The organism is Heyndrickxia vini, from assembly GCF_016772275.1.
Lineage (GTDB): Bacteria > Bacillota > Bacilli > Bacillales > Bacillaceae_C > Heyndrickxia > Heyndrickxia vini.
Genome location: NZ_CP065425.1, coordinates 2,351,283 through 2,374,488, shown reverse-complemented (window position 1 = coordinate 2,374,488; position 23,206 = coordinate 2,351,283). Strand labels below are relative to the sequence as shown.

The window sequence follows — 23,206 nt, the reverse complement described above, 5'->3', positions numbered from 1 at the left end:
ATAGTAATTGGTAAAGGGTGAAGTTTGCAAGTGCTTATTCATGGTCATAGAATTAAAGGAAATGTTATAGATTCCGAAACCCGTTGCACACATTATCATAAGGAAATTGATCGGATTGCAATAAAATTTTATTGCTGTAATATGTATTATCCTTGTTTCGAATGTCACGAAGAACATGGATGTGGCAATCCAAAAGTATGGCCAAAAGAATTATTTAATCAAAAGGCGATCCTTTGCGGGGGATGTGGGAACGAATTAACCATAAATGAATATTTCGCTTGTAACTCTTCTTGTCCGATTTGTTTTGCAGCATTTAATCCCGGATGTTCATTACATAAGGAATTTTATTTCGAAGGATAAATTTTAAGAAATTGGATCATTAGGATATCAGAACTTAAGCAAGCATAACAAATAGAAATTGTTGTGCTTGCTTAAGACATAGTTAAGATCACATTACTCAATTTCAGTTTTTGAATTTTGGGGTTGAACAGCCTCTTTACTAAAATATTCAATGATCTGTGGAAAGGCTTGAATGTCAATTTTTCCTTTTTCAGTTATCCCATATATCCCTTTTTGAATTCGTTCAAACCATCCATAGTAATTATTAAAAAGAATGGATTGTGTTTTTTCTCCTGTTCCCATTTGACGCAATGCTTTAGGTGAAAGCGGGCCAAATTGTTCAATAAGATAGGCGATATGAATACTTGTTTCCTTATATGCAGTCATAATCTTTGCTTGATTACTACCGCCTATATTATGATCCCCATGTCTTCCTTCAATTTCTGAAAGGAGTTTTTTTCTTTTTTTCTTATTTTGTTGCATGCTCTTTTTTCGATCAAAAGGGGCAGGAGAGAGAACGATATCCATTTTTGTCGTTGATTTTAGAAATGTGACCAAGATTAGACCTAGTTCTAGTCTTTTTATTAGATGGCATATATCTTTCCATTTCTTTGAAAATAAGCTGTAACTCGGTTTTGGAATAGCAATATAAACTTGATCAGCAAGTTTCTGTCTTTTCGTTGCCTGGATAAGTAAATCAACATTTAATCGTACCTTTAATTCTATGATAATAAGTTCATCACCTTTTACAGCTGTAACATCACAATCATTTACTTCACTTTTCACTTCATATCCTTGGTTTGTAAAATGTTTATGTATCGGCTTATATAAATCAACTTCATAAATCTTATCTTTTTTCTTTTGCACATTTTCACCAACCTTAAAAACCACGCATCAATCGATCATTCGATTACTATAATTATCATAACATATGATTTCACTTAGAATCTTTACGAATTTACGATATATTAGTCAATAATAATATTATGTAAACAAAAAACTTTATAGAAAATATTAATTTTTTTAAGGGGAATTTCACGAGAATTGTAGAATTTAATTATTAATACTTATTTATTATTGTGGAGGGTTTTTATTGAAACTTTCATTTGATCATTTAGTGCATATAGTTAATCGACCAGAAGAGGCAATTGAGGACTTTGCAACAATTGGGTTGAAAGCAATTCCTGGTGGAAAACACGAGAATTGGGGAACGTATAATGCACTCTGTTATTTTGATTTAAGCTATATAGAATTTTTAGGGATATTTGATAGAGTAAAAGCTGAAAAAGTAAATGAGAATGATTTAGTCGTTCAAACTGCCACCTTATTACCGGAAAAGGAAGGGTTTTCGAGAATTGCTTTTCGAACCAATGATATACGTGCATTTGCAGATTCATTCCGTAAAAAAGGGATTGAGACTGTAGGACCTATTAAAGCAGATAGAAAAAAGGAAGATGGAACACTCATCCAATGGGAAATGCTATTTATTCGTGAAAATCCATTATCTTTTCCATTTCCATTTATTATACAGTGGCAGGAAAATGACGTAACAAGGAAAAACTCGGTTGGGGTAAATAATAATCTTCTGCCTTTGAAGGAGCTCGTATTTGCAGTTGAAGATCATGAAAATGTTGCTGAAAAATGGAGTGAATTATTCCATTTACCTAAAAAGGATACATATAAGGATAAAAAATTAAAAGCAAATTGCACCCAATTACAAGTTGAAGGTTGTAATTTAGTGTTTGCCTCACCTTATGCAGATGGAGAAATTGCACGTGTCATTGAGACAAAAGGGGAAGGTCCATGCCTATTAAGAATTTCAAATAGTAATATCGTGTTAGAAAAAGAAATGTTTGGCGGCCATTTTCAATTTGTATAATGATTAATTGATGATGATGGAGAGTTTAATTTTGACGTAAAAAGAAGGCCATGGAATAACTATGCTTATTCCATGGCCTTCTTTACAGTTATTAAATAACTTATTTAAGCAATATTTTGTTGTTTTTCCTTGGCTTGATATATTTGGTAAAGGATCAGAGCAAAAATTGACAATACCGCTCCAGAAATATATGGAAGACCAGCATAAACTGAGAACAACCAACCACCTAATGGTGGACCAATAATTCTTCCGAAGGAATCGAAGGAAGAAAGTAATCCTGTTGCACTTCCATGTCCAGCTGTGGATTTTTTTGTAAGTAATGCAGAGATACATGGACGAATCACACCGTTTCCTAATCCGAATATAGTAAGAAATATGGCAGCCGTAACAAAATTATTTACTAGCAAGATTAGACAGAAACCAATTGCGGAAACGATGATTCCGCCTTTAATAACAATTCCCTCGCCGTATTTTTTGGTCAGTCTTCCGACTAACCCCCCTTGAACAACTGCACTGCCTAACCCCATAATCATGAAAATATAGCCTAAATCAATCGTATCTAATCCAGCCATTTTAGCGGCGAAATAAGCAAAGCTTGCCTCCAGACCAGATAAAGATAGTGAAATAAACCATTGCAGAATAAAAATAATAGACAGCGATCCTTTAAATGACTCCCACATGGAGACTTTTCTCTCAGCGTGATATCCTCTTTTTTCTTTCGGAAGTGATTCTTTTAAAATAAATAGTACGAGCAGTAAAGTAAGAAGGGAGGATGTTCCCGCAATAAAAAAAGGCGTTTGCAAGCTGGATTTCGAGAATAATCCTCCAATTGCCGGACCGAAAATAAATCCCAAACCTGTTGCCGCTCCGATGATTCCCATTCCTTTACCACGGTCTTCTTCAGATGTTATATCAGCTACATATGCCATCGTCGTTGGCATATTTGCCGATGATAATAACCCACCAATAATTCTTGCGACAAACAACATCCAAAGCTGACTAGATAATGCCATGAGGAAAAAAGAAACGGCTAATCCGAATATTCCGATCATCATAACGGGTTTCCTGCCAATACGATCCGAAATTTTCCCCCATATTGGAGCAGAGATTAGTTGCATTAGTGAATATACTCCCATCAACAAACCTAATTCAGTCGGATTCGCCCCAACTTTTTCAGCATAGAACGGAATAACAGGGATAATAATACCGAATCCAACCATGACTAGAAACATAATTAAAAATAATATAGGTAAAACTTTTTTTGATTCCATCACATATCAATCCTTTTTGATTGTAATTTTTCGTTTGTTTCGTTGCGAAAAGAAATTTATGTGACTATTATAGCAAAAAAAATGACTTGTAATGATATCGCTAACAAAGGTTCATAATCATTACTTCTACAGATGAAAATAAAAAACAGGTGTATCTGTTTAAACAACACCTGTTTACTGTCTTTCGATTCCTATACATTATATAATTATGCTCTTTTTTGCATATCGATATAGAGCTGGCGATATGCCTGATGCTCTTGTTCCATTCCCATCTCATTATATATTTTTGAAAGCCATTTTACTGGTTTGGGGTCAATGGATTTTAACTCCATCTCCCAGCTAAAACAATCGATTGCTTGATCAAATTGTTGAAATTCATAATACAATTCTCCCAATAATAGTTGTTGATCGGGGTCATTAGCAAGCTTTTGGATTCGTTGTAGTTTTTCGAGAATCGGATGTGCATGTATGGTATTTTTCAATGGGATGAGACAATTCATGACAGAATCAATATCATGTTCCTTTAGTTGTAAGGCAATGTATTTATGGAGAAGCCTAATAGCTATTTCAGGCTTAATTTTAAAAAGAGGTACTAGGAAAGAAAGAACTTTTTCCTTTGGAAAGTGTTCCAGTTTTAAATCTACATTTTCTAATAAGTTTTCAAACTTCTGAGTTTGTTTGGGATTGAGGGTAAGTTGATGAGTGAATAATATGTTTATTATTTTTTCTGCATTTTGGCGCTGTAAATAGTTTTCGAGTAAATCACTATTTATTTCTGAAACATCACTTGCTTTTCCAGATAAATGTTCTAATACGTCAACTATTTCTTTGTCTGAAAAATGATTGTTCAACAATTGTTTTAGTGATGAATAGTTCCCGGGACTGATGTGTTGAATGTATAAAGCAATTTCATCCAACCATCTTGATTGGCTATGGAGTAATTGTATAAGTTGATTATTTGCATTTTTTGTATACAATACCTTTTCTAAATATAAAGGATCTTTAGTTATTAATTCATCTGATAATTGATCGTATAATTTTCCATATTTGATGAAATTTAAGTCGCTTGATAATCCTTTTACCCAACTATGGTTTGGAGCAAAATCCATTAATAGGCGGAGAATTCGATAGCTTGAGAACATCTGTCCGTTTCGTCGGTAATCATAAAAGATAGATTGGATGAGAGAGAAAATGGTTTTTTTTGATACAAAGGATTCAAAAAATGTTGCAATATGTGCGACTACTTGAGGATTATAAAGACTTTCCGCCTTTTTAATTAATTGGTGAAACGTTCTTTTTTTATATGAATGGTTTGGTGAGAGAATGGAGTAAATGAGCGGGTGTGTAGACGGGAGTATAATACCTTTTGTAAAAGCTTTTTCTATATGTGTCTGGCGTTTTAACTTAGTGGGTTTAACATATGTAAGAAATTGTTCTTTGTAAAAGAAAAGATAATAATTGTTCTGTTGATCATCCGTCGCTTCAATAATGTTGCTTCGTAAATACATGGCCATTTGTTTTACAGTAAGTTCAATTGTTTTGTTATGATTTGTAATCAATAATGGTTGTGGGTTCATTTTTGATCCTCCTAGAATTTATGATCATATTTATTATAACATATTGTAAAAAAGAAAAAGAAAGGGAATCACTTTTCCCTTTCCACAGTTAGTTTTTATATAAATAACTTTGTATGCATCCGATAAGATTTTCCAAGTCGATAATAGTGATCGACAATTTCTTGATTTAAATTTTTGAAATCTGCCGGAACTGGTGGAAGTTGATCGGCTTGATCTAGTTTCCAAACGGTTCGACCCGGTTTTCCATACATTACATATCTCTCCATTTGTCTATACTTTTATAATATGTATTCATTGTCCTTTTTAAATATGTGGAACATGGCGGGAAAGGTGAAAAGGTAAAACTTCATACAGATTTTTCAAATAACTAAAAAGTTTAATCTGTATTTCTCTTTAACTTTCTTATATTTGCACTTATAATAGGAAGTTGACAGAAGAAGTACTAATGACCTAAATAGGAGAGCGAATAATATGACAATTACACAAAGCAAAATGCGTACTGAAAAGGATTTTTTAGGAACAAAAGAAGTTCCCGCTGAAGCTTATTATGGGATCCAAACACTTCGCGCTGTGGAGAATTTTCAAATCACAGGTTATCGGATACATGAGGAATTAATAAAGGGTATGGCTATGGTAAAAAAGGCAGCTGCACTTGCGAATATGGATGTCAAACGTCTCTATTCCGGAATTGGAGAAGCAATCGTCAAGGCAGCAGATGAATTAATTGAAGGAAAATGGCATGACCAAATAATCGTTGACCCTATTCAAGGGGGAGCAGGAACATCAATAAATATGAATGTGAATGAAGTTCTTGCTAACCGAGCTATCGAATTGATGGGCGAAGAAAAAGGGGATTATTTCCATTGTAGTCCGAACACCCATGTCAATATGTCACAATCGACGAACGATGCATTTCCTTCCGCGATTCATATTGCGGTTTTAAATCTTTTAGAAACTTTACTAGTTTCCATGGAGGAAATGAAAGCGGTTTTTCAGGAAAAGGCTCAAGAATTTAATCCTATCATTAAAATGGGGCGCACCCATCTACAGGATGCTGTACCAATTCGACTTGGTCAGGAATTTGAAGCGTATAGTCGCGTAATCGGACGTGACATCAAACGGATAAAACAATCACGCCAGCATTTATATGAATTGAACATGGGAGCAACAGCAGTCGGTACCGGCTTAAATGCTGATCCACGATATATCGAATCCGTAGTAAAACATCTTGCCCAAATCAGCGGTCTCCCTTTAATTGGTGCCGAACATCTTGTAGATGCAACACAAAATACGGATGCATATACAGAAGTATCAGCGGCATTGAAGGTTTGTATGATGAATATGTCAAAAATTGCCAATGATCTACGTTTAATGGCTTCAGGTCCTAGAGCGGGCTTGGGTGAAATCATGCTGCCTGCTAGACAACCAGGTTCATCTATCATGCCTGGTAAAGTAAATCCCGTGATGGCAGAAGTAATTAACCAGGTAGCATTCCAAGTCATTGGCAATGATCATACTATTTGCCTTGCATCTGAAGCGGGTCAGCTTGAGTTAAATGTGATGGAACCTGTTCTCGTATATAATCTCCTACAATCTATCAGTATTATGCGTAATGCTTTCCGTACTTTTACAGATAATTGCTTAAAAGGAATAAAAGCAAATGAAAAGAGATTGAAAGATTATGTAGAGAAGAGTGCCGGTCTCATTACTGCGGTTAATCCTCATATTGGGTATGAAGTAGCTGCAAGAATTGCACGAGAGGCAATCGTAAACGGAGAACCGATCCGGGAACTCTGTTTGAAATATGATGTATTAACAGAAGAAGAGTTAAATTTAATACTAGATCCGTATGAAATGACACATCCTGGCATTGCTGGTGCTGAATTGTTAGATAGAGATTAATAAATTGATAACTTATATAAACTGCAATATAAAAGGCAATGTCCACGGACATTGCCTTTGTAGTACAAAGAATTTATATTTGGAAAACTACACCTCTTCAATCCGCTTTTTCCGCGCGGGAATGATAATAGGGACGATCATTCCTATCAGTAGAACAGGTATGAGTAACGAAATCTCCAAAGGTGGAGTAATGAGTAGTCCAGATGTATGAATTCCGTACAGCGTAATAAAATAGACGAAGCTGCCCAATAAACCGGCGAGCCAAGAATATTTTTTTATTAAAAGATAGAATATAGGAATAAATAATAGTGTAATTGGAACATATGATGTTGGGTATCCAACTGCAAAGAAAATCAATTTTCCTATAAATCTTAAACCAATATATAACGCAGTAGCCGCTAATGGTATAGAGTAACTTCGGAAAATTCGAATGATTAAAACAGTAAATAATGAAACCGTTAATACGGAATAACAAGGATATAACCAAGGTGGGATTCCGCCAAAAATTTGCGATGCTGGGTCAGATAAAATCGCTAAAATTTCTTTAGATGCGATTGATTTACCATGGATATATTGATCATATGAGATAGAACCATTTTCTTGCTGCATATTTGGGAATACAAGACATTCTAATAAAAACATGGCAAACCAAGTATGCATTGATTTCCATAGAGGCACTTGACCTTTTGTATAAACCGAATACCCGCGCCAAACAGCAATAATCATAATTCCAGTCGCAATATAATAGACAAAATGTGTTGGACTCCATGTTGTCAAATCAATTCCATATGCGATATGATAACTAAAATCTAAAGGAATTCCAATTAAAAACAGTACATAGCCAATTGTCGTTAAATTTCTAGAAAAACGATCCATATAGTTTAAACGCCGCCACTCATTAAATAAAAGGAATGCCCCTAATGCAAAGCCGGCAAAATTAACTAAATGAGGAATGGAGTACTTTTCAAATAAATATCGGAAATGATAGGACGCATCCCAAGCAGAACCAATAAATTTAAGTAAAAATGCTAAAACCCAAAGTCGGTAAAATTTCAAATTCATCAACATCTCCCTTCGTTAACCAAGTAAATCAAAGAAACTTCCGAAAATAAGTATAAGAAAATAATTAATAAGTAAGATGATCCCAAATGTAATTGCCGTTTTTTTTACATTTTTAAGTTTAAACAGTTTATACATAAAAATGAAACCGGTGATAACCATTAGAAGATTGCAGAAAAGGACGAGCCATAATTGAAAATCATTTTCTACGTGGGGATCGGCAGTTACGTGTAATAAATACAAAGGTAGTAAAGTGATCTTTAGTCCCTCCTTGAACCAAGTATATATTAGTAATATATAGAAATTAAAAAGAAGTTTCAATATAAGTTTTTTTATCTAATTCTATAACCCTTGAAATGTATAAAAGTAATCAAAACAAAAATCCCCACAAAACAAGTTGTGGGGATCAATCTCCAATTTATGCGTACAACGATTACGAGTATACACTCTATATTTATTGGAGTCAATTTAAAAGTCTTTTCTAAATACAGTAAAAGTTTTAACATATAATTTTAGTTGTTACTTATTGTTCTAATTCTTTTATTTTTATAACCCAATCCCGTAAACTTTGGTAATCATCTTTATCGAAACCAAAATGTTTTTTTATTAGTTGAATAGATTCTCTCTCAAAATCGTGAAAAACTCCATCTGAGAAGATTAGTCTAAGGATTTCAACTAAGACGATATTTTTAGTCCGATCATTCTCAAATACTTCAAGTATATCTTCTATGTCAGATCCTTTTATTGAATATTTATCAATTCCCATCTCTGTTTTGAACTTAATTAGAATTGAATTTTCGAATATAGATTGATTTTTATCAATTTTTGCTATGAGATAAGCGAGTTCAAGAAACGCTTCCTTCTCTTTTTGATTTAGTTCTCTTAGGAACACAGACAATATCTCCTTTAAGTCTCGGTTTTTTATACTTCCTTAATTATAACGTAAAAGGATGTGGTATCTAAATTAATTCATGAATTTTACTTAACATTTTGCCTCAATAAGATGATTTTTTAGGATTTGACAAGAAATTTCCAAAAAGATATTATAGATATGTTAAATCTACAATAGGAGTCTTAATATGAAGTTAACGAAAGCAACGAATTATGCACTTCATACCATGTTATTATTAGCTGTTAATCCCCAAAATGAACATATTGGTGTGGCAAAATTAGCTGAACATCAACAAGTTTCAACGACATATTTATCAAAAATTCTAACCAAGTTAGTAAAGTCAGGTATGATTGAATCTGTTTCAGGTGCAAATGGTGGTTATAAATTAAAGGCAGGGTGGGTAGAATTTTCATTCCTTGATGTGGTAAAGGCGATTGAAGGTTTGACACCTATTTTTGATTATTGCTCAAATCATAATCCAGATTGTTTAATTCAGAAAGCGATAGAATCAGCCGAGGAGAAGTTTTTAGATGAATTGAATCGTACTCGGATAGTTGACATTGCCAACAAAATAAATAAGACAACATTATGACCACGCCCTTTTAAAGATTATTCCAAACCTTTCATATATTCTGTATACTATTTGTAGGGGGGGACAGGATGATTGAGGGGAAAATTTTAAAATACTACAGAGAACAAAAAGGATACACGCAAGAACAGCTATCAAAAGGGATTTGTTCTGTTAGTCATTTAAGTAAAATTGAACGCGGCATAACAGAATATTCGGGTGAGATTACAACAATCCTTTCTAAACAATTAGAAATAGATATTCAAGAGGAAGTAAGAAAATTCAAAAGTTTTGTAGCTGCATTACAAGAGTGGCAAAACGCTATTGTTATGTTAGATACCGAAGACATGCATGTAAAAAAAGCAGCACTTGACGCTAACCCATTAAAGGATATTCCCGATTTTCAAGTTCGTTACTCACTTTTTTTGGCCCGTCATTATCTTGTATTTTATGAAATTGAAAAGTGTCATAAAATAATGGAGAAAATTAAGAAACTTGATTATAACCTAACACCATATGAGAGCAACCTATATAATCACGTTCAGGGAATCTATTACTTTAGTATCGGAAGCTATAAGAATTCTATTGAAGTTCTAAAGAAAATTAATTCCAATTATTCTAGCCAAGAATATTATTATCACTTGGCTATTTCATATCATGCCGTTCATGATAACACTTTAGCTCAATATTATGCGCAAAAAGCTTTGCATTATTTTCAGGAAACATTAAATTTTACACGTATACTTGATACAGAAACGCTTATTATCCTTCAAATAAACGCTCAATCGCAATTTAGCTTAGAAGAAACGCGCAAATATTATTATAAATTAATTCAGTCTGCCAAAAAGATTCAATCCGTAGATAGACTACTTAAGCTCTATTATAATTTTGGACAAGAGCTGTTTAGAAGAAAATATTTTGAAGAAGCGAAAGAGTATCTAGATAAAGGATTTTCGTTAATAAAAGAAGACGATTTTTACTATCTAACCATGTTAGATTTGTACATAGACATTTGTTATAAAGGCAACTTAAAGTCGAAGGAAAGACTATTATCCGATGCAAAAAAAGGACTTAACCATGCAATTCGCAGAAAGGATCATAGATATCTCTATTTTAACTTACATATATTTTTATTGAATGGTATGGAAGATTCATACTATGAATATGTGGAAAATGAAGTCCTTCCATACTTTGTAAAATCCGGGAATGAGGATGGAATACAGCATTTTGAAGTTAGGCTATTTCGGTATTTTATAAAAACAGGGCAGAACGAAAAGGCATGGACTATCGCCAAAAAGAAAATGCTTGCTGAGAAAAGCCATTATGATTTAGATTAGTGTCGTATTTTAAATAGACTAAATGTAAATAACGAAGGGAAAAACAATGGACAATGATTAATACAAAAGAGATCAATACTTAGATTTTGAAATTAAAATTGAGGTCATAAACGAATTTTTATATGTAAACGGCTGCTGATTAAGGCAGCCATTTTTGATTCGAGTTTAATTAAGTTAATAAGCTGTGATCACATAAGCATATTCAGATACTTTTCGGGTATTGGAAAAGGTTTCAATGTTGTTGTATATTCTAGTAAAGTCGGAAAGAGGGGATTTTTCCATGGAAAATAGTAGAAAAAATCGTAAGGTTGATGGATTTCTAAAAAAGGCAAAAAAGTGGAAGGAAGAATTTGAGGCGTTACGAAATATCGTTCTTGACTGCGAGCTGACAGAAGATATTAAGTGGATGCATCCTTGTTACATGTTTGAGAATAAAAACATCGTTTTGATTCATGGATTTAAAGAATATTGTGCACTCTTGTTTCACAAAGGTGCCTTGTTAAAGGATCCCCATATGATACTGATCCAACAAACGGAGAATGTGCAGGCAGCGCGCCAGATTCGGTTCACCAATGTACAAGAAATAATTGAAATGGAAACCATCTTGAAAGAATATATTAATGAAGCGATCGAAGTAGAAAAAGCTGGTTTGAAAGTAAATTATAAAAAGAAAACGGAATTCAGTATTCCTGAAGAACTTCAAAATAAATTCGATGAAATCCCTGCCTTGAAAACCGCTTTTGAAGCATTAACGCCGGGGCGGCAAAGAGCATACATTCGTTATTTTGCTGAAGCAAAGCAATCCAAAACTAGAGTGTCAAGGATTGAAAAATATACACAGAAAATTCTCGACGGAAAAGGATTAAATGATTAGTTTATTTGATAGGAAACTAAATTAAGCACAGCCTAAAATATTCATCTAAAGGAAGTGTAACTATGGATTTTGATACAGTTATGAAGGAGCTTGAAGAGCTCGGTAAGGATCGAATGAAAAAAATGTACATATCGAATGGTGCCCATGAACCTCTTTTTGGTGTAGCTACAGGCGCTATGAAACCTATTGCAAGGAAAATAAAAATAAATCAACGTTTAGCTGAAGAGCTTTATTCCACAGGTAACTACGATGCAATGTACTTTGCAGGCATCATTGCAGATCCGAAAGCTATGACAGAGTCGGATTTTGATCGTTGGATGGATGGGGCGTATTTTTATATGCTGTCCGATTATGTGGTAGCAGTAACTTTATCTGAATCGGATATTGCCCAAAACATTGCTGATAAGTGGATTGCAAGCGGTGACGAGCTGAGAATGTCAGCGGGTTGGAGTTGCTATTGCTGGCTTTTAGGAAATCGTAAAGACAATGAATTTTCCGAAAGTAAAATTTCCAATATGCTTGATATTGTGAAAAATACGATTCATGATTCACCAGAACGAACGAAATCGTCTATGAATAATTTTCTATCCACTGTGGGGATTTCTTATTTGCCACTGCATGAAAAGGCAGTCGAAACCGCAAAGGCAGTAGGTATAGTAGAAGTTAGACGGGAACTTAAGAAAAGCAGTCTCTTAAATGCTCACGAAAGTATTCAAAAAGAAATTGATAGAGGAAGACTTGGTTTCAAACGCAAGTATGTCAGGTGTTGAAAATTAGTTTAGCTTCGTGAGCGATTCAAGATTATAATGAATAAAAAACTATTTCATACAAGGGGAAGAGCGTAATTGAAAACGATTTACCTTATTCGACATTGTCAGGCATTTGGTCAGGAAATGGATGCGAATTTAACAGAAATAGGTGTCAAGCAATCTGTTGAATTAGCTGAATTTTTTTCTACTAAAAACATTGATCAAATAATAGCAAGTCCTTTTAAAAGAGCTGTTGATTCCGTAGTTCCACTTGCAAATATGAAGAAACTTAGAATCGTTAAAGATACACGTTTAACTGAGAGGGTACTTAGTACAACTGATCAACCCGAATGGTTTGACATGCTAAGAAGAACGTTTGATGATATAGATCTTTGCTTTGATGGCGGGGAATCAAGTAGAAAGGCTGCAAAGCGTGCGATCGATGTAATAACAGAGATAGTAGAAGGACCATATGACACGACCGTAGTTGCAACACATGGGAATTTATTATCCTTAATATTAAATTATTTTGATAACAAGTATTCCTTTGAAACATGGCGGGATTTGACGAATCCAGATGTTTATCAATTGGATTTTGATACCAATTCAATTAATATTAAGAGAATTTGGAAATAGAATTAACAAAAAGTGAACGCATGATCATTCATGCGTTCGTGATTAAATTCCCTTTAAATGACAACCAAGTCCGATCAAGATTCTTTGTAATAGAAATAGGTGTACTATAGAATTCCGATAATCTTTTTTCAGTTAATAGGTCAATTGTATTACCGGAGGCAAATTGTTCACCATTTTTTAAGAATAAAGCTTTTTGAAAGGAAGGGAGAATTTCTTCAACATGATGCGTGACATAGATCAAAGTAGGACCATCTGGTTGATTCGCTAATGTTTCAATCAATTGTAAAAGCTGTTCCCGAGCAATGATATCCAGTCCTGTACATGGTTCATCTAATATAAGTAATTTTGGTGTGGCCATTAAAGCTCTTGCGATTAGTATACGTTGGCGTTCCCCTTGGGATAATGTTTGATACATTCGATTTCTTAAATGCTGGCAATCTAGCAATGTTAGTAGATCATTCACTTTTTCATAGTCTTGTGGGTTTGCTTGATCATATAAACCGATGCTTGCAAATTTGCCGCTCAATACGATATTTACGACTATTTCCTCATCAGGCAATCGCTGTTGTAATGAAGAGCTTACCCATCCAATTGATTTTCGAAGTTCTCGAAGATCGGTACGACCAAATGTGTTCCCTAATACATTCACTTCTCCTTTTGTCGGCCAAATATAGCCATTAATCATATTAAGGAGAGTCGTTTTACCAGATCCGTTAAGACCAAGAATACACCAATGTTCTTTTTCTTTGACATCCCAAGATAGATTTTTTAAAATCCAGTTTTCCCCGCGTTTCCAGCATACGTTGTTCATATTAATAATCATTTGCCTCATTCCCTTTAATCAATAGAGTGTAGTGTTTTATTATTTAGAAAATATTGAATTTATAATACCATCTTTTTTGCAAAAATCCAAAATCACAATCGATAAAATGATTTTACGTGCTAGACTGTTTTAAAGGGGGAGTTAATTTGGGTCATTCAAACTTTTATTTTACTAGTAGAATGATAAGAATTATGAGGTATGCAGAGAAAGAGGTGCATCTTTCTAAAGATAAAGTGTTACAGCCCGTCCATTTACTTATTGCGTGCCTAAACGAAAAAACTGGAGTGCTCGGTGAAATATCTATGAAAGCTAACATAGACAAATCTTTAATGAAAAATAGAATAATAGAATTAAGGAAAACACAAAATCAAAATATAACGGAAAGTGATTTTTTTAATATAGCTGTAACGGTTGAAGTGATTGAAGTTTTTCGTACTGCAATTCATTACATGGAAAAATATAATCAAGTTTATCTAAATGAAGGTCATTTACTTAAAGCTTTAATTACTACTGAAGTGATGGATAGTTTTTTAACAGATGAAAATAAGGAAATAATTTTAGCTCTCGGAACAAATTCAAGGGATATGATTACTCACCTAGGCAAATACACATTTCCCAAAGTAGATTCGCCCTTGATCCGAAGGGCAAATAGTAAGGATGAAAATAATATTGTTAATTTTGTAGATAAGAATTTTTCAAAGGAATGGTCACAAACCATTAGAACAGCGTTCTTATTAGATGATCCTTCTATATATATTGCATATGATAATTATAAAGAAATTATTGGCTTTGCTGCTTTTGATATATATAAGAATAGAAAATGTTATTTCGGTCCTATGGGTGTAACGAAATCTTATAGGATTAAAGGTATTGGCTATGCACTACTTCATCATTGTTTAAAAGATATGAAGGAAATTGGTTATGAGTATGCAGTTATTGGTGGGGCAGGACCGATTGAATTTTATGAGAAAGCGTGTAATGCAGTTGTAATTCCATCGATGTAAAACATATTTTATTAATCGATTGTTTTGTTGATTATATTTTGAAATGAGGAAAGGTTCAACAGTTTAAGTATTGAATAGTTATTAGTGTTTTATTGCATTTCTCAGAGGTATGAGGAATGCTTTTTCTTTTATCAAATGAATACGATAATTTTATAACAATAAGAGTGTAGTGGGAATCAATAACTTTTTATTGAAAAACGATAAATATTATGTTAAATTCAATAAAGACATTAAATAAGTGAGGTGCTTTTTATGAAACGAGTGTCAACGCTCTTTTTGAAGATAGCTGTGATTTTTATTGGAATTCCGATTCTTGCTATGTGCATATTTTTGGTGCCTGAGTTAGGAAATCTTGCAGCAAAATTATTACCTGAGTTTACTTATATAAAATATTTCGTTTTCGTCGTATTTTATGCATCAGTGATTCCTTTTTACTTTGCTTTGTATCAGGCTTTCAAACTTCTACGCTTTATTGACAAAAATAAAGCTTTCTCGCAAATTTCTGTTACATCTTTAGAGAGAATCAAATACTGTGCCATCACAATCAGTTGCTTACATATTCTAGTCTTACCGCTCTTCTATCTATTTGCGGATAAAGATGATGCCCCAGGTGTAGTCTTTATCGGTTTAGTAGTTCCTTTTGCTTCATTGGTGATCGCGGTCTTTGCCGCTGTTCTACAAAAACTGTTAAAAGAAGCGATTGATATAAAATCAGAAAATGACTTAACGGTCTGAGGTGATAACAATGGCAATTATAATAAATATTGATGTGATGCTTGCTAAAAGAAAAATGAGTGTTACTGAACTTTCAGAAAGGGTTGGAATAACAATGGCAAACCTTTCGATATTGAAAAATGGAAAGGCAAAAGCCATTCGATTATCAACTTTAGAGGGAATTTGTAAGGCTTTAGAATGTCAGCCCGGAGATATTTTAGAATACCGAAGTGATGAAGTCTCTCAAGATTAATAAAATATTTAACACTAAAAGGAGAGGGAAGATTTCAATGAATCAAATTCGTAAATGGGAAACAACTCATGAATTGAACCATGTAAAAATCATGAGAGCACTAATACAACTTGTTCATTTTGGATGGAAACAAGCATTATCATGTTTGTTTCCTGTCGTTATTTTTGCCTCTTTGGCTCTTACACAAATCATCCCACTTCCCTTCCTGCCGCGGTATGACTGGCTACTAATCATTTGCCTTCTTATGCAATGGTGGATGGTGAAATCTGGGCTTGAAACAATGGATGAACTAAAGGTAATCTCATTGTTTCACCTTATTGGACTTGCTCTTGAACTTTTCAAGGTACATATGGGCTCTTGGTCTTATCCTGAGGAAGGGTACTTCAAAATATTTGGAGTACCTTTGTATAGCGGATTCATGTATGCAAGTGTAGCGAGTTATCTTTGCCAAGCGTGGAGGAGGTTGAATGTTGAGCTGGTTAAATGGCCTCCTTTTGTGTTCGTTGTCCCGCTTGCGGCCGCGATTTATTTAAACTTCTTCACTCACCACTACTGGATTGATATCCGTTTATGGTTATCCGGACTTGTTATTATCGTTTTTTGGAAATCGTGGGTTATATACGAGGTTAATGGTACTCGTTACCGCATGCCTCTCGCACTTTCTTTTGTGCTTATCGGCTTTTTTATTTGGATAGCCGAAAATATCGCAACGTTCTTTGGAGCTTGGACGTATCCAAACCAAACCGAAGCATGGAGTCTCGTTCATCTAGGTAAGGTAAGTTCATGGCTCTTATTAGTGATTGTCAGCTTTCTTATTGTAGCTACGTTAAAGCAAGTGAAGGGGAAAAGCTCCATTAGTACGGATGGTCAATCTTTATAATTACTTTGAAATCTCATTTTAAAAGTCGGATCCTTTTTTAGTATGGATTCGACTTTTTTTCATAACCTATATGCATAAATATGATGCAAATATACAATTGGAAGTTATAAAGAAGAAGGAGTATTATAAGCATGTAAAAGGAACGGTGGGATCAATCGTATGGAATGGCATCAAATTCAATATTTTCAAGTCGTTGCAAAAACAGAACATTTTACTCGTGCGGCGGAAATACTTTCCGTTTCTCAGCCAGCTTTAAGCAGATCCATTTCGAAGCTTGAAGAGGAGTTAGGTGTTGCATTATTTGACCGTAAAGGAAGAAACATAATTTTAAATAAGTACGGAAGAATGTTTCTTCATCGAGTGGAGCGTTCAATTAAAGAAATCGAGAATGGGATTGAAGAAATACAACAAGCATTACATCCGGAAAACGGAACAGTATCGTTAGCATTTCTTCATTCGCTCGGAATTAGTTTTGTCCCTGAAATCGTCAGTTCTTTCCAAAGTCTATATCCTAATGTAAAGTTTCAATTGAATCAGGCATCATCACTTTCAGTTTTAGAACAGTTGGAAGCGGGTGAAATCGATGTCGCCTTTGTTTCGTTGCATCAAGAACATAAGGATATTGTGAGGCTGCCTTTGATTATAGAGGAGTTATTTATCATCGTATCTGTCCATCATCCATTAGCAAAACAAGACTCAGTAAATTTACAGGATATAAAAGATGAACCGTTCATCGCATTTAAAGATGGATACGGTTTGAGAACGATTACGGATCAGCTTTGTGTACAGTCTAATTTTACACCAAAAGTTGTTTTTGAAGGCGAAGAAATTGGAACGGTTGCAGGACTTGTCGGAGCAAAATTAGGAGTATCACTTGTCCCTAATTTAAGTATTTTGGACAAAAATAAAGTGAAGTTACTTCGGGTCGCTAAGCCGTTATGTACTCGTACAATAGGGATTGCTTGGAAAGAAGGCCGTTATTTATCACCTGTAACAAAACGATTTATTCAATATGTAAAAAATCAAGGTAACCAGTTTAATAGTTCCAGTTGTGAGGACATGGAACATTATTAGCAAAAAAGGAGTATTCATCATGAGTTATATCGAACGTGGAACAAAAAACTTTCGAATGGCAAGCTTAGCTTTGTTTGCTGGGGGATTTAATACCTTTGCAATACTTTGGAGTACACAACCATTATTGCCCGAGATTGCTAAAGAGTTCCACCTTTCACCGGCTATATCCAGTTTAACATTATCATCAACAACAATTGCTTTAGCAATTAGTATGCTCCTTGTAGGATCATTATCAGAAGTGTACGGAAGAAAATCAGTAATGACCGTTTCTTTAGTGGCATCCTCTATTTTAGCTATTTTGACGGCATTAAGCCCTAATTTTCATTTACTTTTACTCTTTCGGATTTTACAAGGTATTGTACTAGCAGGATTGCCGGCCATCGCGATGGCTTATTTAGGGGAAGAAATAGACCCAAAAAGTCTTGGAATGGCGATGGGCTTATATATAAGCGGGAACTCGATAGGTGGTATGGGTGGACGAATCATTAGCGGTGTGTTAACGGATTATTTTAATTGGCATATTGCACTAATAGGTATTGGTATTATAAGTTTATTAGCTAGTTTGTTATTTTGGCTTGTGTTACCGAATTCAACTCATTTTCAACCTAGAGCGTTTGAAGTAAGGAAATTAGGTAAATCACTTTTCAGCCAATTTAAGGAACCGGGACTTATTTACTTATTTGTGATTGGCTTTTTATTAATGGGAAGCTTTGTAACACTTTATAATTATATAGGATTTCAGCTAATCGCACCCCCATACTCTTTAAGTCAAACTTTAGTCGGCTTTATTTTTATTGTATACATTGTGGGTACATTCAGTTCAACATGGATGGGGATATTAGCAGATCACCATGGTCGCAAAAGAATGATACAAGTTTCATTATTTATATTATTAATCGGTGCAATAATTACATTGAATACTAATCTTTTGTTGAAAATTGTCGGGATTGCCATTTTTACCTTTGGTTTCTTTGCTGGACATTCAATAGCGAGCGGCTGGGTCGGCAAACTTTCGACTCATGATAAAGCCCAGGCATCATCATTGTATTTATTTTTCTATTACGCCGGCTCTAGTATCGGCGGGACCGCAGGTGGGACATTTTATAGTGATTTTGGCTGGATCGGTGTTGTTAGTATGATTGTCATTTTTTCTTTAATTGCAATCGTTTGTTCTATTCGCTTGGGTGTAATTACAAAGAAAAAACTGCACTTGTCTTCGCATATTGCTTAAATTTTTATAAAACGAGTAAAAAAAGAGGAGAGTGCTATTCTCTCCTCTGTATTAGCGAAATGATGAATCTAATCTAAAAATCTTTGTCTTTCCTCTATGCTTGGAATTCTACAAGTTTCTCTCTTTCCAAACCAAGTATAGCGATTTTTTGCGACGATAGTATACAAACTATTCCGCACAGGTGTAGGTATGAAACGAAATATGGAGAATATTCCCCATAAACCGCGTAAATGGATACAAATTCTTAAAACAGCGTTTGATTTAAGAAAATATGTATCTTCTTCTATTAATACAAGGCTGTTAATATCCTCATTAATCTCGTATTTCTTTATTAGTGATTTTCCAGTTTCACTTTGTAGTGATGCGAACTTGAAATAGCCTTTAGGGTCCCTCTTCAATATAAACTGTACGCTGCTATTGCAAAAATTACACACACCATCAAATAAAATGATTCCGCCCATGTAAAATCACCCGCTAAATTTTATGTAAATTAAGGATAACATATTAATTATGTTTATAAGCAAAAAATAATGGGTAAATAATAATACTCCCACTTTTAAAAATGGGAGTATTGATACATAGCTGGTCTACGATTTTGGAACGTGCTCGAATATTTCCCCACTTTCGAAAAAGTCAACCAACCGTGTTAGCCATTGATAGTAGCCCGACCATACTTTCATTTCTTTCAGTAGTTCATTAACACTTGCTTCAACTTCTGGTGATAACTCTTCATGTTCCTTTAATAATGAGAGTTCTCTAGATAATTTTTTTTCAAATATTTTATTTCGATTGATTGTTTTTCGCCAATTGGAGGTGAAGATAGAAATAAATGTTTCGTAATAATCGGATTCGACATCATAAATATCCTTGCGAACACCTTTTTCGAATACCTTTTCAGCAATATTGATATCAAGCATTTCGCGAACGACTTGGCTCATTCTTGTTTTACTCATGCCAGTTGCAGCGGAAAGTTCGTCAAGCGTCATCGGTTTTCGATTCATATAAATAATACCGAGAACTCGACCAACCGTAGTGGATACTCCATAGGTTCTCATATTATCTGCAATTTTCTCTATATATTGTTCTTTCGCTTGATTAATTAATTTTAATGGTTTTTCATCCATAGGTAGTAGGCTCCTTTCAACCACCTAATTTACTAAGTCAATGTATCACATATTTAGGGAAAAATAAACAAGCAATGCAGGGAGTAAAACGGAGCATCTATAAGTAATAGTAAGAATAATGTGGTTTCAACCAATATGCAGTCACGAATTTGCGTATAATCTATACAATATATAAAATTTGTAAACTTTATATTTCACAAAGTGTACGATACAATTAGTTAGTGAGTAAGTAAGTATTTTATGAAATTTACGGAGGTGTCATCATTTTGCTTAAATTTGATCACGTAACAAAAGTGTATAAAGGTGGAAAGAAGGCAGTCGCAGATTTAAATTTAGAATTTAATCCAGGTGAATTCATCGTTTTCATCGGACCAAGTGGTTGCGGGAAAACAACTACGATGAAAATGATTAATCGTCTTATTGAACCATCGAGTGGCAATATTTATATTAATGGTAAAAATATAATGGAAAAGGACCCAGTGCAACTTAGAAGAGAAATTGGTTATGTCATTCAGCAAATTGGTTTATTTCCCCATATGACCATTCAAGAAAATATCTCACTCATTCCAAAACTACTAAAATGGCCGGAAGAGAAACGTAGAACACGTGCCAAAGAGCTACTTAAACTAGTCAACATGACAGATGATTATTTAGATCGATACCCACATGAATTAAGTGGTGGACAACAGCAGCGTATTGGTGTACTCCGTGCACTTGCAGCAGACCAACCATTGATACTGATGGATGAACCGTTTGGAGCTCTTGACCCAATTACAAGAGATTCCCTACAAGATGAATTCAAAAAGCTGCAACAAACGCTTGGGAAGACAATTGTATTTGTTACTCATGATATGGACGAGGCACTTAAACTAGCAGATCGTATTGTGATTATGAAAGATGGTCAATTGGTTCAAGTAGGCACTCCTGACGAGATATTACGCGAACCAGCCAATGATTTTGTTGAAGAATTTATCGGAAAAGAACGTTTATTACAGGCAAGACCTAATATACAAACGGTTGAGCAGGTAATGAACGCTAACCCAATAACAATAACGGAAGATAAATCTCTATCGGAAGCAATTCAAATTATGAAAGAGAAACGAGTAGATTCACTCCTTGTAGTCGATGGAAACAAAGTTTTAAAAGGATATATAGATGTAGAAATAATAGATCAGAATCGCAAAAAAATGGTTCAAGTGGCAGACGTATTAGAAACGGAATTCTTTGCCGTTGAAAAAGAAACATTAGTCCGTGATACGATTCGAAAAATATTAATTATGGGAATGAAATATGTTCCAGTAGTCGACCGTCGTAAACGTTTAGTTGGGATTGTTACTAGAGCTAGTTTAGTAGATATTGTTTATGATTCTATTTGGGGTGATGTACAAGAGGAGATTGAAACGAAAAATGTAGGCTAGGAGGGGAACTATATGGATAGCATTATACAATTTTTAACTAGTAATTGGAGCGAGTTATTATTTAAAACATGGCAGCATTTCTATATTTCTATCATTGCTGTTTTTCTCGGGATTATTGTTGCCGTGCCAGTAGGTATTGCCTTAACAAGAACGCCGAAATTAGCAGGAGTAATTATGGGAATTGCTGGTGTCATTCAAACCTTTCCGAGTCTCGCTATTTTAGCCTTTTTTATTCCAATTCTAGGTGTTGGAAAGGTACCCGCAATTGTTGCGTTATTTTTCTATTCAGTCCTACCCATCTTGAGAAACACGTATATTGGTGTCAAAGGGATCGAACGAAACTTGCTTGAGGCAGGTCGCGGGATGGGTATGACTGGATGGGAACGGATTCGCTATGTCGAAATTCCATTAGCGATACCGGTTATTATGGCTGGTATTCGATTGTCTACCGTTTATTTAATAGGATGGGCAACACTTGCTGCCTTTATCGGTGCAGGTGGGCTTGGTGATTATATATTTAGTGGCCTTAATTTATATCAAACAGAGTTTATTATTGCAGGGGCAGTCCCAGTAACTATACTCGCTTTGCTTGTCGATCTTTTATTAGGAAAACTAGAAAATTGGGCAACACCAAAAGGGATACGAAAATTAGAACAAGCTGCATAAGGAAGGAGCATTAGTATGAAAAAACGAAAATGGTTTGTCGTCTTCGTTTTGTCAATCTCATTGATCATCAGTGGATGCTCTTTACCTGGTTTAAGTGCATCTTCAGATAAGTCGATTTCGATTGGTATGGTGACAACAACTGAAACACAAATTCTTGGATATATGGAAAAATTAATGATTGAACATTATACGGATTTAAAGGTGGATTTAGTGAACAATTTAGGTTCATCCATCGTACTGCATAAAGCAATGCTTAACGGGGATGTTGATATCTCCGCAGCACGCTATACAGGGACGGATTTGCCGGGTGCTCTTGGGATGGATCCAGTAAATGATCCTAAAAAGGCATTGAAAATTGTTCAAAAGGAATTTGATAAACGATTTGATCAGACATGGTTTGATTCATATGGATTCGCCAATTCATATGCATTTACTGTAACGAAAGACTTTGCCGAAAAAAATAATATATCAAAAGTTTCCCAATTAGAACCAATGGTGAAAGACTTGAGTTTAGGTGTTGATAATTCATGGTTAAAACGAAAAGGAGATGGCTACGAAGGTTTTGTGAAGGAGTATGGCTTTGAATTTGGTCAAACCTTCCCAATGCAAATCGGACTCGTTTATAAAGCGGTTCAAAGCGGAAAAATGGATGTCGTTTTAGCTTATACAACAGACGGCCGGATTAATGCATATAATCTTCAGGTACTGGAGGATGATAAACATTTCTTCCCTCCTTACGATGCATCGCCTGTCGCTAGAAATGATGTATTAAAAAAACATCCTGAATTAAAAGGAATCTTACAAAAGCTGGTTGGAAAGATTAGTACGAAAAAAATGCAGCAATTAAATTATGAAAGCGATGGAAAAATGAAAGAGCCTTCTACCGTCGCTAAAAAGTTCTTAGAGGAAAATAACTATTTTGAGTAAGGCTGGAGG

At 34.5% G+C, this 23,206-nt stretch carries 26 protein-coding genes; 17 read left to right on the top strand and 9 right to left on the bottom strand.

What is annotated here, in order from left to right; all coding sequences use genetic code 11:
• Window positions 1-30: 30 nt before the first annotated feature.
• The gene (locus I5776_RS11900; RefSeq protein ID WP_202776626.1) at window positions 31-360 is read left to right on the top strand and encodes a CHY zinc finger protein; all 330 of its coding nucleotides are present in this window, start codon (window positions 31-33) and stop codon (window positions 358-360) included.
• A 93-nt stretch (window positions 361-453) separates the two neighbouring features.
• On the opposite strand, the gene I5776_RS11895 is transcribed toward I5776_RS11900, so the two are convergent.
• Window positions 454-1,206 (bottom strand): DUF2161 domain-containing phosphodiesterase, encoded by a 753-nt coding sequence (locus I5776_RS11895; RefSeq protein WP_202776625.1) that lies wholly within the window; start codon window positions 1,204-1,206, stop codon window positions 454-456.
• A gap of 226 nt (window positions 1,207-1,432) precedes the next feature.
• Here I5776_RS11895 and I5776_RS11890 point away from each other — a divergent pair, with 226 nt between their 5' ends.
• Window positions 1,433-2,218 (top strand): VOC family protein, encoded by a 786-nt coding sequence (locus I5776_RS11890; RefSeq protein WP_202776624.1) that lies wholly within the window; start codon window positions 1,433-1,435, stop codon window positions 2,216-2,218.
• Between the two features lie 104 nt (window positions 2,219-2,322).
• Here the strand turns inward: I5776_RS11890 and I5776_RS11885 are convergent, their stop codons facing one another.
• From I5776_RS11885 to I5776_RS11875, 3 genes are all read right to left on the bottom strand, one after another.
• Complete coding sequence (locus I5776_RS11885) at window positions 2,323-3,489, bottom strand: MFS transporter (protein WP_202776623.1); 1,167 nt, start codon at window positions 3,487-3,489, stop codon at window positions 2,323-2,325.
• A gap of 206 nt (window positions 3,490-3,695) precedes the next feature.
• Window positions 3,696-5,066, bottom strand: a complete 1,371-nt coding sequence (locus tag I5776_RS11880) for a hypothetical protein (RefSeq protein WP_202776622.1) — start codon at window positions 5,064-5,066, stop codon at window positions 3,696-3,698.
• 95 nt (window positions 5,067-5,161) lie between these two features.
• Entirely contained in the window at window positions 5,162-5,332 is a 171-nt protein-coding gene (locus tag I5776_RS11875; RefSeq protein ID WP_202776621.1) for a hypothetical protein, read from the bottom strand.
• Between the two features lie 205 nt (window positions 5,333-5,537).
• On the opposite strand from I5776_RS11875, the gene aspA reads away from it, so the two are divergent.
• A complete protein-coding gene (gene aspA, locus I5776_RS11870; protein ID WP_202776620.1) occupies window positions 5,538-6,968 on the top strand; it encodes an aspartate ammonia-lyase in 1,431 nt (476 codons plus the stop codon).
• A gap of 87 nt (window positions 6,969-7,055) precedes the next feature.
• Here the strand turns inward: aspA and I5776_RS11865 are convergent, their stop codons facing one another.
• Window positions 7,056-8,030 carry a hypothetical protein gene (locus tag I5776_RS11865; RefSeq protein ID WP_202776619.1) on the bottom strand — a complete coding sequence of 325 codons (975 nt, stop codon included), beginning with the start codon at window positions 8,028-8,030 and terminating at the stop codon, window positions 7,056-7,058.
• A gap of 520 nt (window positions 8,031-8,550) precedes the next feature.
• Window positions 8,551-8,919, bottom strand: a complete 369-nt coding sequence (locus tag I5776_RS11860) for a hypothetical protein (protein ID WP_202776618.1) — start codon at window positions 8,917-8,919, stop codon at window positions 8,551-8,553.
• Window positions 8,920-9,106: 187 nt separating this feature from the next.
• Between I5776_RS11860 and I5776_RS11855 the strand changes: the two genes are divergently transcribed.
• The 5 genes from I5776_RS11855 to I5776_RS11835 all read left to right on the top strand — a co-directional run bounded on the left by I5776_RS11855 (window position 9,107) and on the right by I5776_RS11835 (window position 13,083).
• Entirely contained in the window at window positions 9,107-9,511 is a 405-nt protein-coding gene (locus tag I5776_RS11855) for an Rrf2 family transcriptional regulator (protein WP_202776617.1), read from the top strand.
• Window positions 9,512-9,579: 68 nt separating this feature from the next.
• On the top strand, window positions 9,580-10,824 hold the full coding sequence (locus I5776_RS11850) for a helix-turn-helix domain-containing protein (RefSeq protein WP_202776616.1): 1,245 nt from the start codon (window positions 9,580-9,582) through the stop codon (window positions 10,822-10,824).
• 280 nt (window positions 10,825-11,104) lie between these two features.
• The gene (locus I5776_RS11845) at window positions 11,105-11,698 is read left to right on the top strand and encodes a YdeI/OmpD-associated family protein (protein WP_202776615.1); all 594 of its coding nucleotides are present in this window, start codon (window positions 11,105-11,107) and stop codon (window positions 11,696-11,698) included.
• 62 nt (window positions 11,699-11,760) lie between these two features.
• Window positions 11,761-12,468 carry a DNA alkylation repair protein gene (locus I5776_RS11840; RefSeq protein ID WP_202776614.1) on the top strand — a complete coding sequence of 236 codons (708 nt, stop codon included), beginning with the start codon at window positions 11,761-11,763 and terminating at the stop codon, window positions 12,466-12,468.
• Between the two features lie 75 nt (window positions 12,469-12,543).
• Entirely contained in the window at window positions 12,544-13,083 is a 540-nt protein-coding gene (locus tag I5776_RS11835) for a histidine phosphatase family protein (protein WP_202776613.1), read from the top strand.
• Between the two features lie 28 nt (window positions 13,084-13,111).
• Here the strand turns inward: I5776_RS11835 and I5776_RS11830 are convergent, their stop codons facing one another.
• Window positions 13,112-13,906, bottom strand: a complete 795-nt coding sequence (locus tag I5776_RS11830; protein ID WP_202776612.1) for an ABC transporter ATP-binding protein — start codon at window positions 13,904-13,906, stop codon at window positions 13,112-13,114.
• A gap of 146 nt (window positions 13,907-14,052) precedes the next feature.
• On the opposite strand from I5776_RS11830, the gene I5776_RS11825 reads away from it, so the two are divergent.
• From I5776_RS11825 to I5776_RS11800, 6 genes are all read left to right on the top strand, one after another.
• Complete coding sequence (locus tag I5776_RS11825) at window positions 14,053-14,910, top strand: GNAT family N-acetyltransferase (protein WP_246483777.1); 858 nt, start codon at window positions 14,053-14,055, stop codon at window positions 14,908-14,910.
• 252 nt (window positions 14,911-15,162) lie between these two features.
• Window positions 15,163-15,645, top strand: coding sequence for a DUF2975 domain-containing protein (locus tag I5776_RS11820; protein ID WP_202776611.1), 483 nt, complete (start codon window positions 15,163-15,165; stop codon window positions 15,643-15,645).
• A gap of 10 nt (window positions 15,646-15,655) precedes the next feature.
• Entirely contained in the window at window positions 15,656-15,877 is a 222-nt protein-coding gene (locus tag I5776_RS11815; RefSeq protein ID WP_202776610.1) for a helix-turn-helix domain-containing protein, read from the top strand.
• Window positions 15,878-15,968: 91 nt separating this feature from the next.
• On the top strand, window positions 15,969-16,757 hold the full coding sequence (locus tag I5776_RS11810; RefSeq protein WP_202780780.1) for a DUF817 domain-containing protein: 789 nt from the start codon (window positions 15,969-15,971) through the stop codon (window positions 16,755-16,757).
• Window positions 16,758-16,916: 159 nt separating this feature from the next.
• Window positions 16,917-17,831 carry a LysR family transcriptional regulator gene (locus I5776_RS11805; protein ID WP_202776609.1) on the top strand — a complete coding sequence of 305 codons (915 nt, stop codon included), beginning with the start codon at window positions 16,917-16,919 and terminating at the stop codon, window positions 17,829-17,831.
• A 19-nt stretch (window positions 17,832-17,850) separates the two neighbouring features.
• Entirely contained in the window at window positions 17,851-19,062 is a 1,212-nt protein-coding gene (locus I5776_RS11800; RefSeq protein ID WP_202776608.1) for an MFS transporter, read from the top strand.
• A gap of 68 nt (window positions 19,063-19,130) precedes the next feature.
• Here I5776_RS11800 and I5776_RS11795 read toward each other — a convergent pair whose 3' ends face one another.
• Both I5776_RS11795 and I5776_RS11790 read right to left on the bottom strand, forming a co-directional pair.
• Complete coding sequence (locus I5776_RS11795; RefSeq protein ID WP_202776607.1) at window positions 19,131-19,523, bottom strand: thiol-disulfide oxidoreductase DCC family protein; 393 nt, start codon at window positions 19,521-19,523, stop codon at window positions 19,131-19,133.
• A gap of 126 nt (window positions 19,524-19,649) precedes the next feature.
• Entirely contained in the window at window positions 19,650-20,186 is a 537-nt protein-coding gene (locus I5776_RS11790; protein ID WP_107958802.1) for a GbsR/MarR family transcriptional regulator, read from the bottom strand.
• 266 nt (window positions 20,187-20,452) lie between these two features.
• Between I5776_RS11790 and I5776_RS11785 the strand changes: the two genes are divergently transcribed.
• The 3 genes from I5776_RS11785 to I5776_RS11775 are packed head-to-tail and all read left to right on the top strand — an operon-like array spanning window position 20,453 to window position 23,197.
• Window positions 20,453-21,604 carry a betaine/proline/choline family ABC transporter ATP-binding protein gene (locus I5776_RS11785; RefSeq protein ID WP_202776606.1) on the top strand — a complete coding sequence of 384 codons (1,152 nt, stop codon included), beginning with the start codon at window positions 20,453-20,455 and terminating at the stop codon, window positions 21,602-21,604.
• A 12-nt stretch (window positions 21,605-21,616) separates the two neighbouring features.
• Window positions 21,617-22,270, top strand: coding sequence for an ABC transporter permease (locus I5776_RS11780; protein WP_202776605.1), 654 nt, complete (start codon window positions 21,617-21,619; stop codon window positions 22,268-22,270).
• Between the two features lie 9 nt (window positions 22,271-22,279).
• The gene (locus I5776_RS11775; protein ID WP_425490379.1) at window positions 22,280-23,197 is read left to right on the top strand and encodes an osmoprotectant ABC transporter substrate-binding protein; all 918 of its coding nucleotides are present in this window, start codon (window positions 22,280-22,282) and stop codon (window positions 23,195-23,197) included.
• Window positions 23,198-23,206: the final 9 nt, after the last annotated feature.

Bases quoted from the DNA above. Each gene is read 5' to 3' on its own strand.
- I5776_RS11885 (WP_202776623.1), bottom strand. From the start codon at position 3,489: ATGGAATCAAAAAAAGTTTTACCTATATTATTTTTAATTATGTTTCTA.
- I5776_RS11880 (WP_202776622.1), bottom strand. From the start codon at position 5,066: ATGAACCCACAACCATTATTGATTACAAATCATAACAAAACAATTGAA.
- I5776_RS11875 (WP_202776621.1), bottom strand. From the start codon at position 5,332: ATGGAGAGATATGTAATGTATGGAAAACCGGGTCGAACCGTTTGGAAA.
- aspA (WP_202776620.1), top strand. From the start codon at position 5,538: ATGACAATTACACAAAGCAAAATGCGTACTGAAAAGGATTTTTTAGGA.
- I5776_RS11865 (WP_202776619.1), bottom strand. From the start codon at position 8,030: ATGAATTTGAAATTTTACCGACTTTGGGTTTTAGCATTTTTACTTAAA.
- I5776_RS11855 (WP_202776617.1), top strand. From the start codon at position 9,107: ATGAAGTTAACGAAAGCAACGAATTATGCACTTCATACCATGTTATTA.
- I5776_RS11850 (WP_202776616.1), top strand. From the start codon at position 9,580: ATGATTGAGGGGAAAATTTTAAAATACTACAGAGAACAAAAAGGATAC.
- I5776_RS11845 (WP_202776615.1), top strand. From the start codon at position 11,105: ATGGAAAATAGTAGAAAAAATCGTAAGGTTGATGGATTTCTAAAAAAG.
- I5776_RS11840 (WP_202776614.1), top strand. From the start codon at position 11,761: ATGGATTTTGATACAGTTATGAAGGAGCTTGAAGAGCTCGGTAAGGAT.
- I5776_RS11830 (WP_202776612.1), bottom strand. From the start codon at position 13,906: ATGATTATTAATATGAACAACGTATGCTGGAAACGCGGGGAAAACTGG.
- I5776_RS11820 (WP_202776611.1), top strand. From the start codon at position 15,163: ATGAAACGAGTGTCAACGCTCTTTTTGAAGATAGCTGTGATTTTTATT.
- I5776_RS11815 (WP_202776610.1), top strand. From the start codon at position 15,656: ATGGCAATTATAATAAATATTGATGTGATGCTTGCTAAAAGAAAAATG.
- I5776_RS11810 (WP_202780780.1), top strand. From the start codon at position 15,969: ATGAGAGCACTAATACAACTTGTTCATTTTGGATGGAAACAAGCATTA.
- I5776_RS11805 (WP_202776609.1), top strand. From the start codon at position 16,917: ATGGAATGGCATCAAATTCAATATTTTCAAGTCGTTGCAAAAACAGAA.
- I5776_RS11800 (WP_202776608.1), top strand. From the start codon at position 17,851: ATGAGTTATATCGAACGTGGAACAAAAAACTTTCGAATGGCAAGCTTA.
- I5776_RS11795 (WP_202776607.1), bottom strand. From the start codon at position 19,523: ATGGGCGGAATCATTTTATTTGATGGTGTGTGTAATTTTTGCAATAGC.
- I5776_RS11790 (WP_107958802.1), bottom strand. From the start codon at position 20,186: ATGGATGAAAAACCATTAAAATTAATTAATCAAGCGAAAGAACAATAT.
- I5776_RS11780 (WP_202776605.1), top strand. From the start codon at position 21,617: ATGGATAGCATTATACAATTTTTAACTAGTAATTGGAGCGAGTTATTA.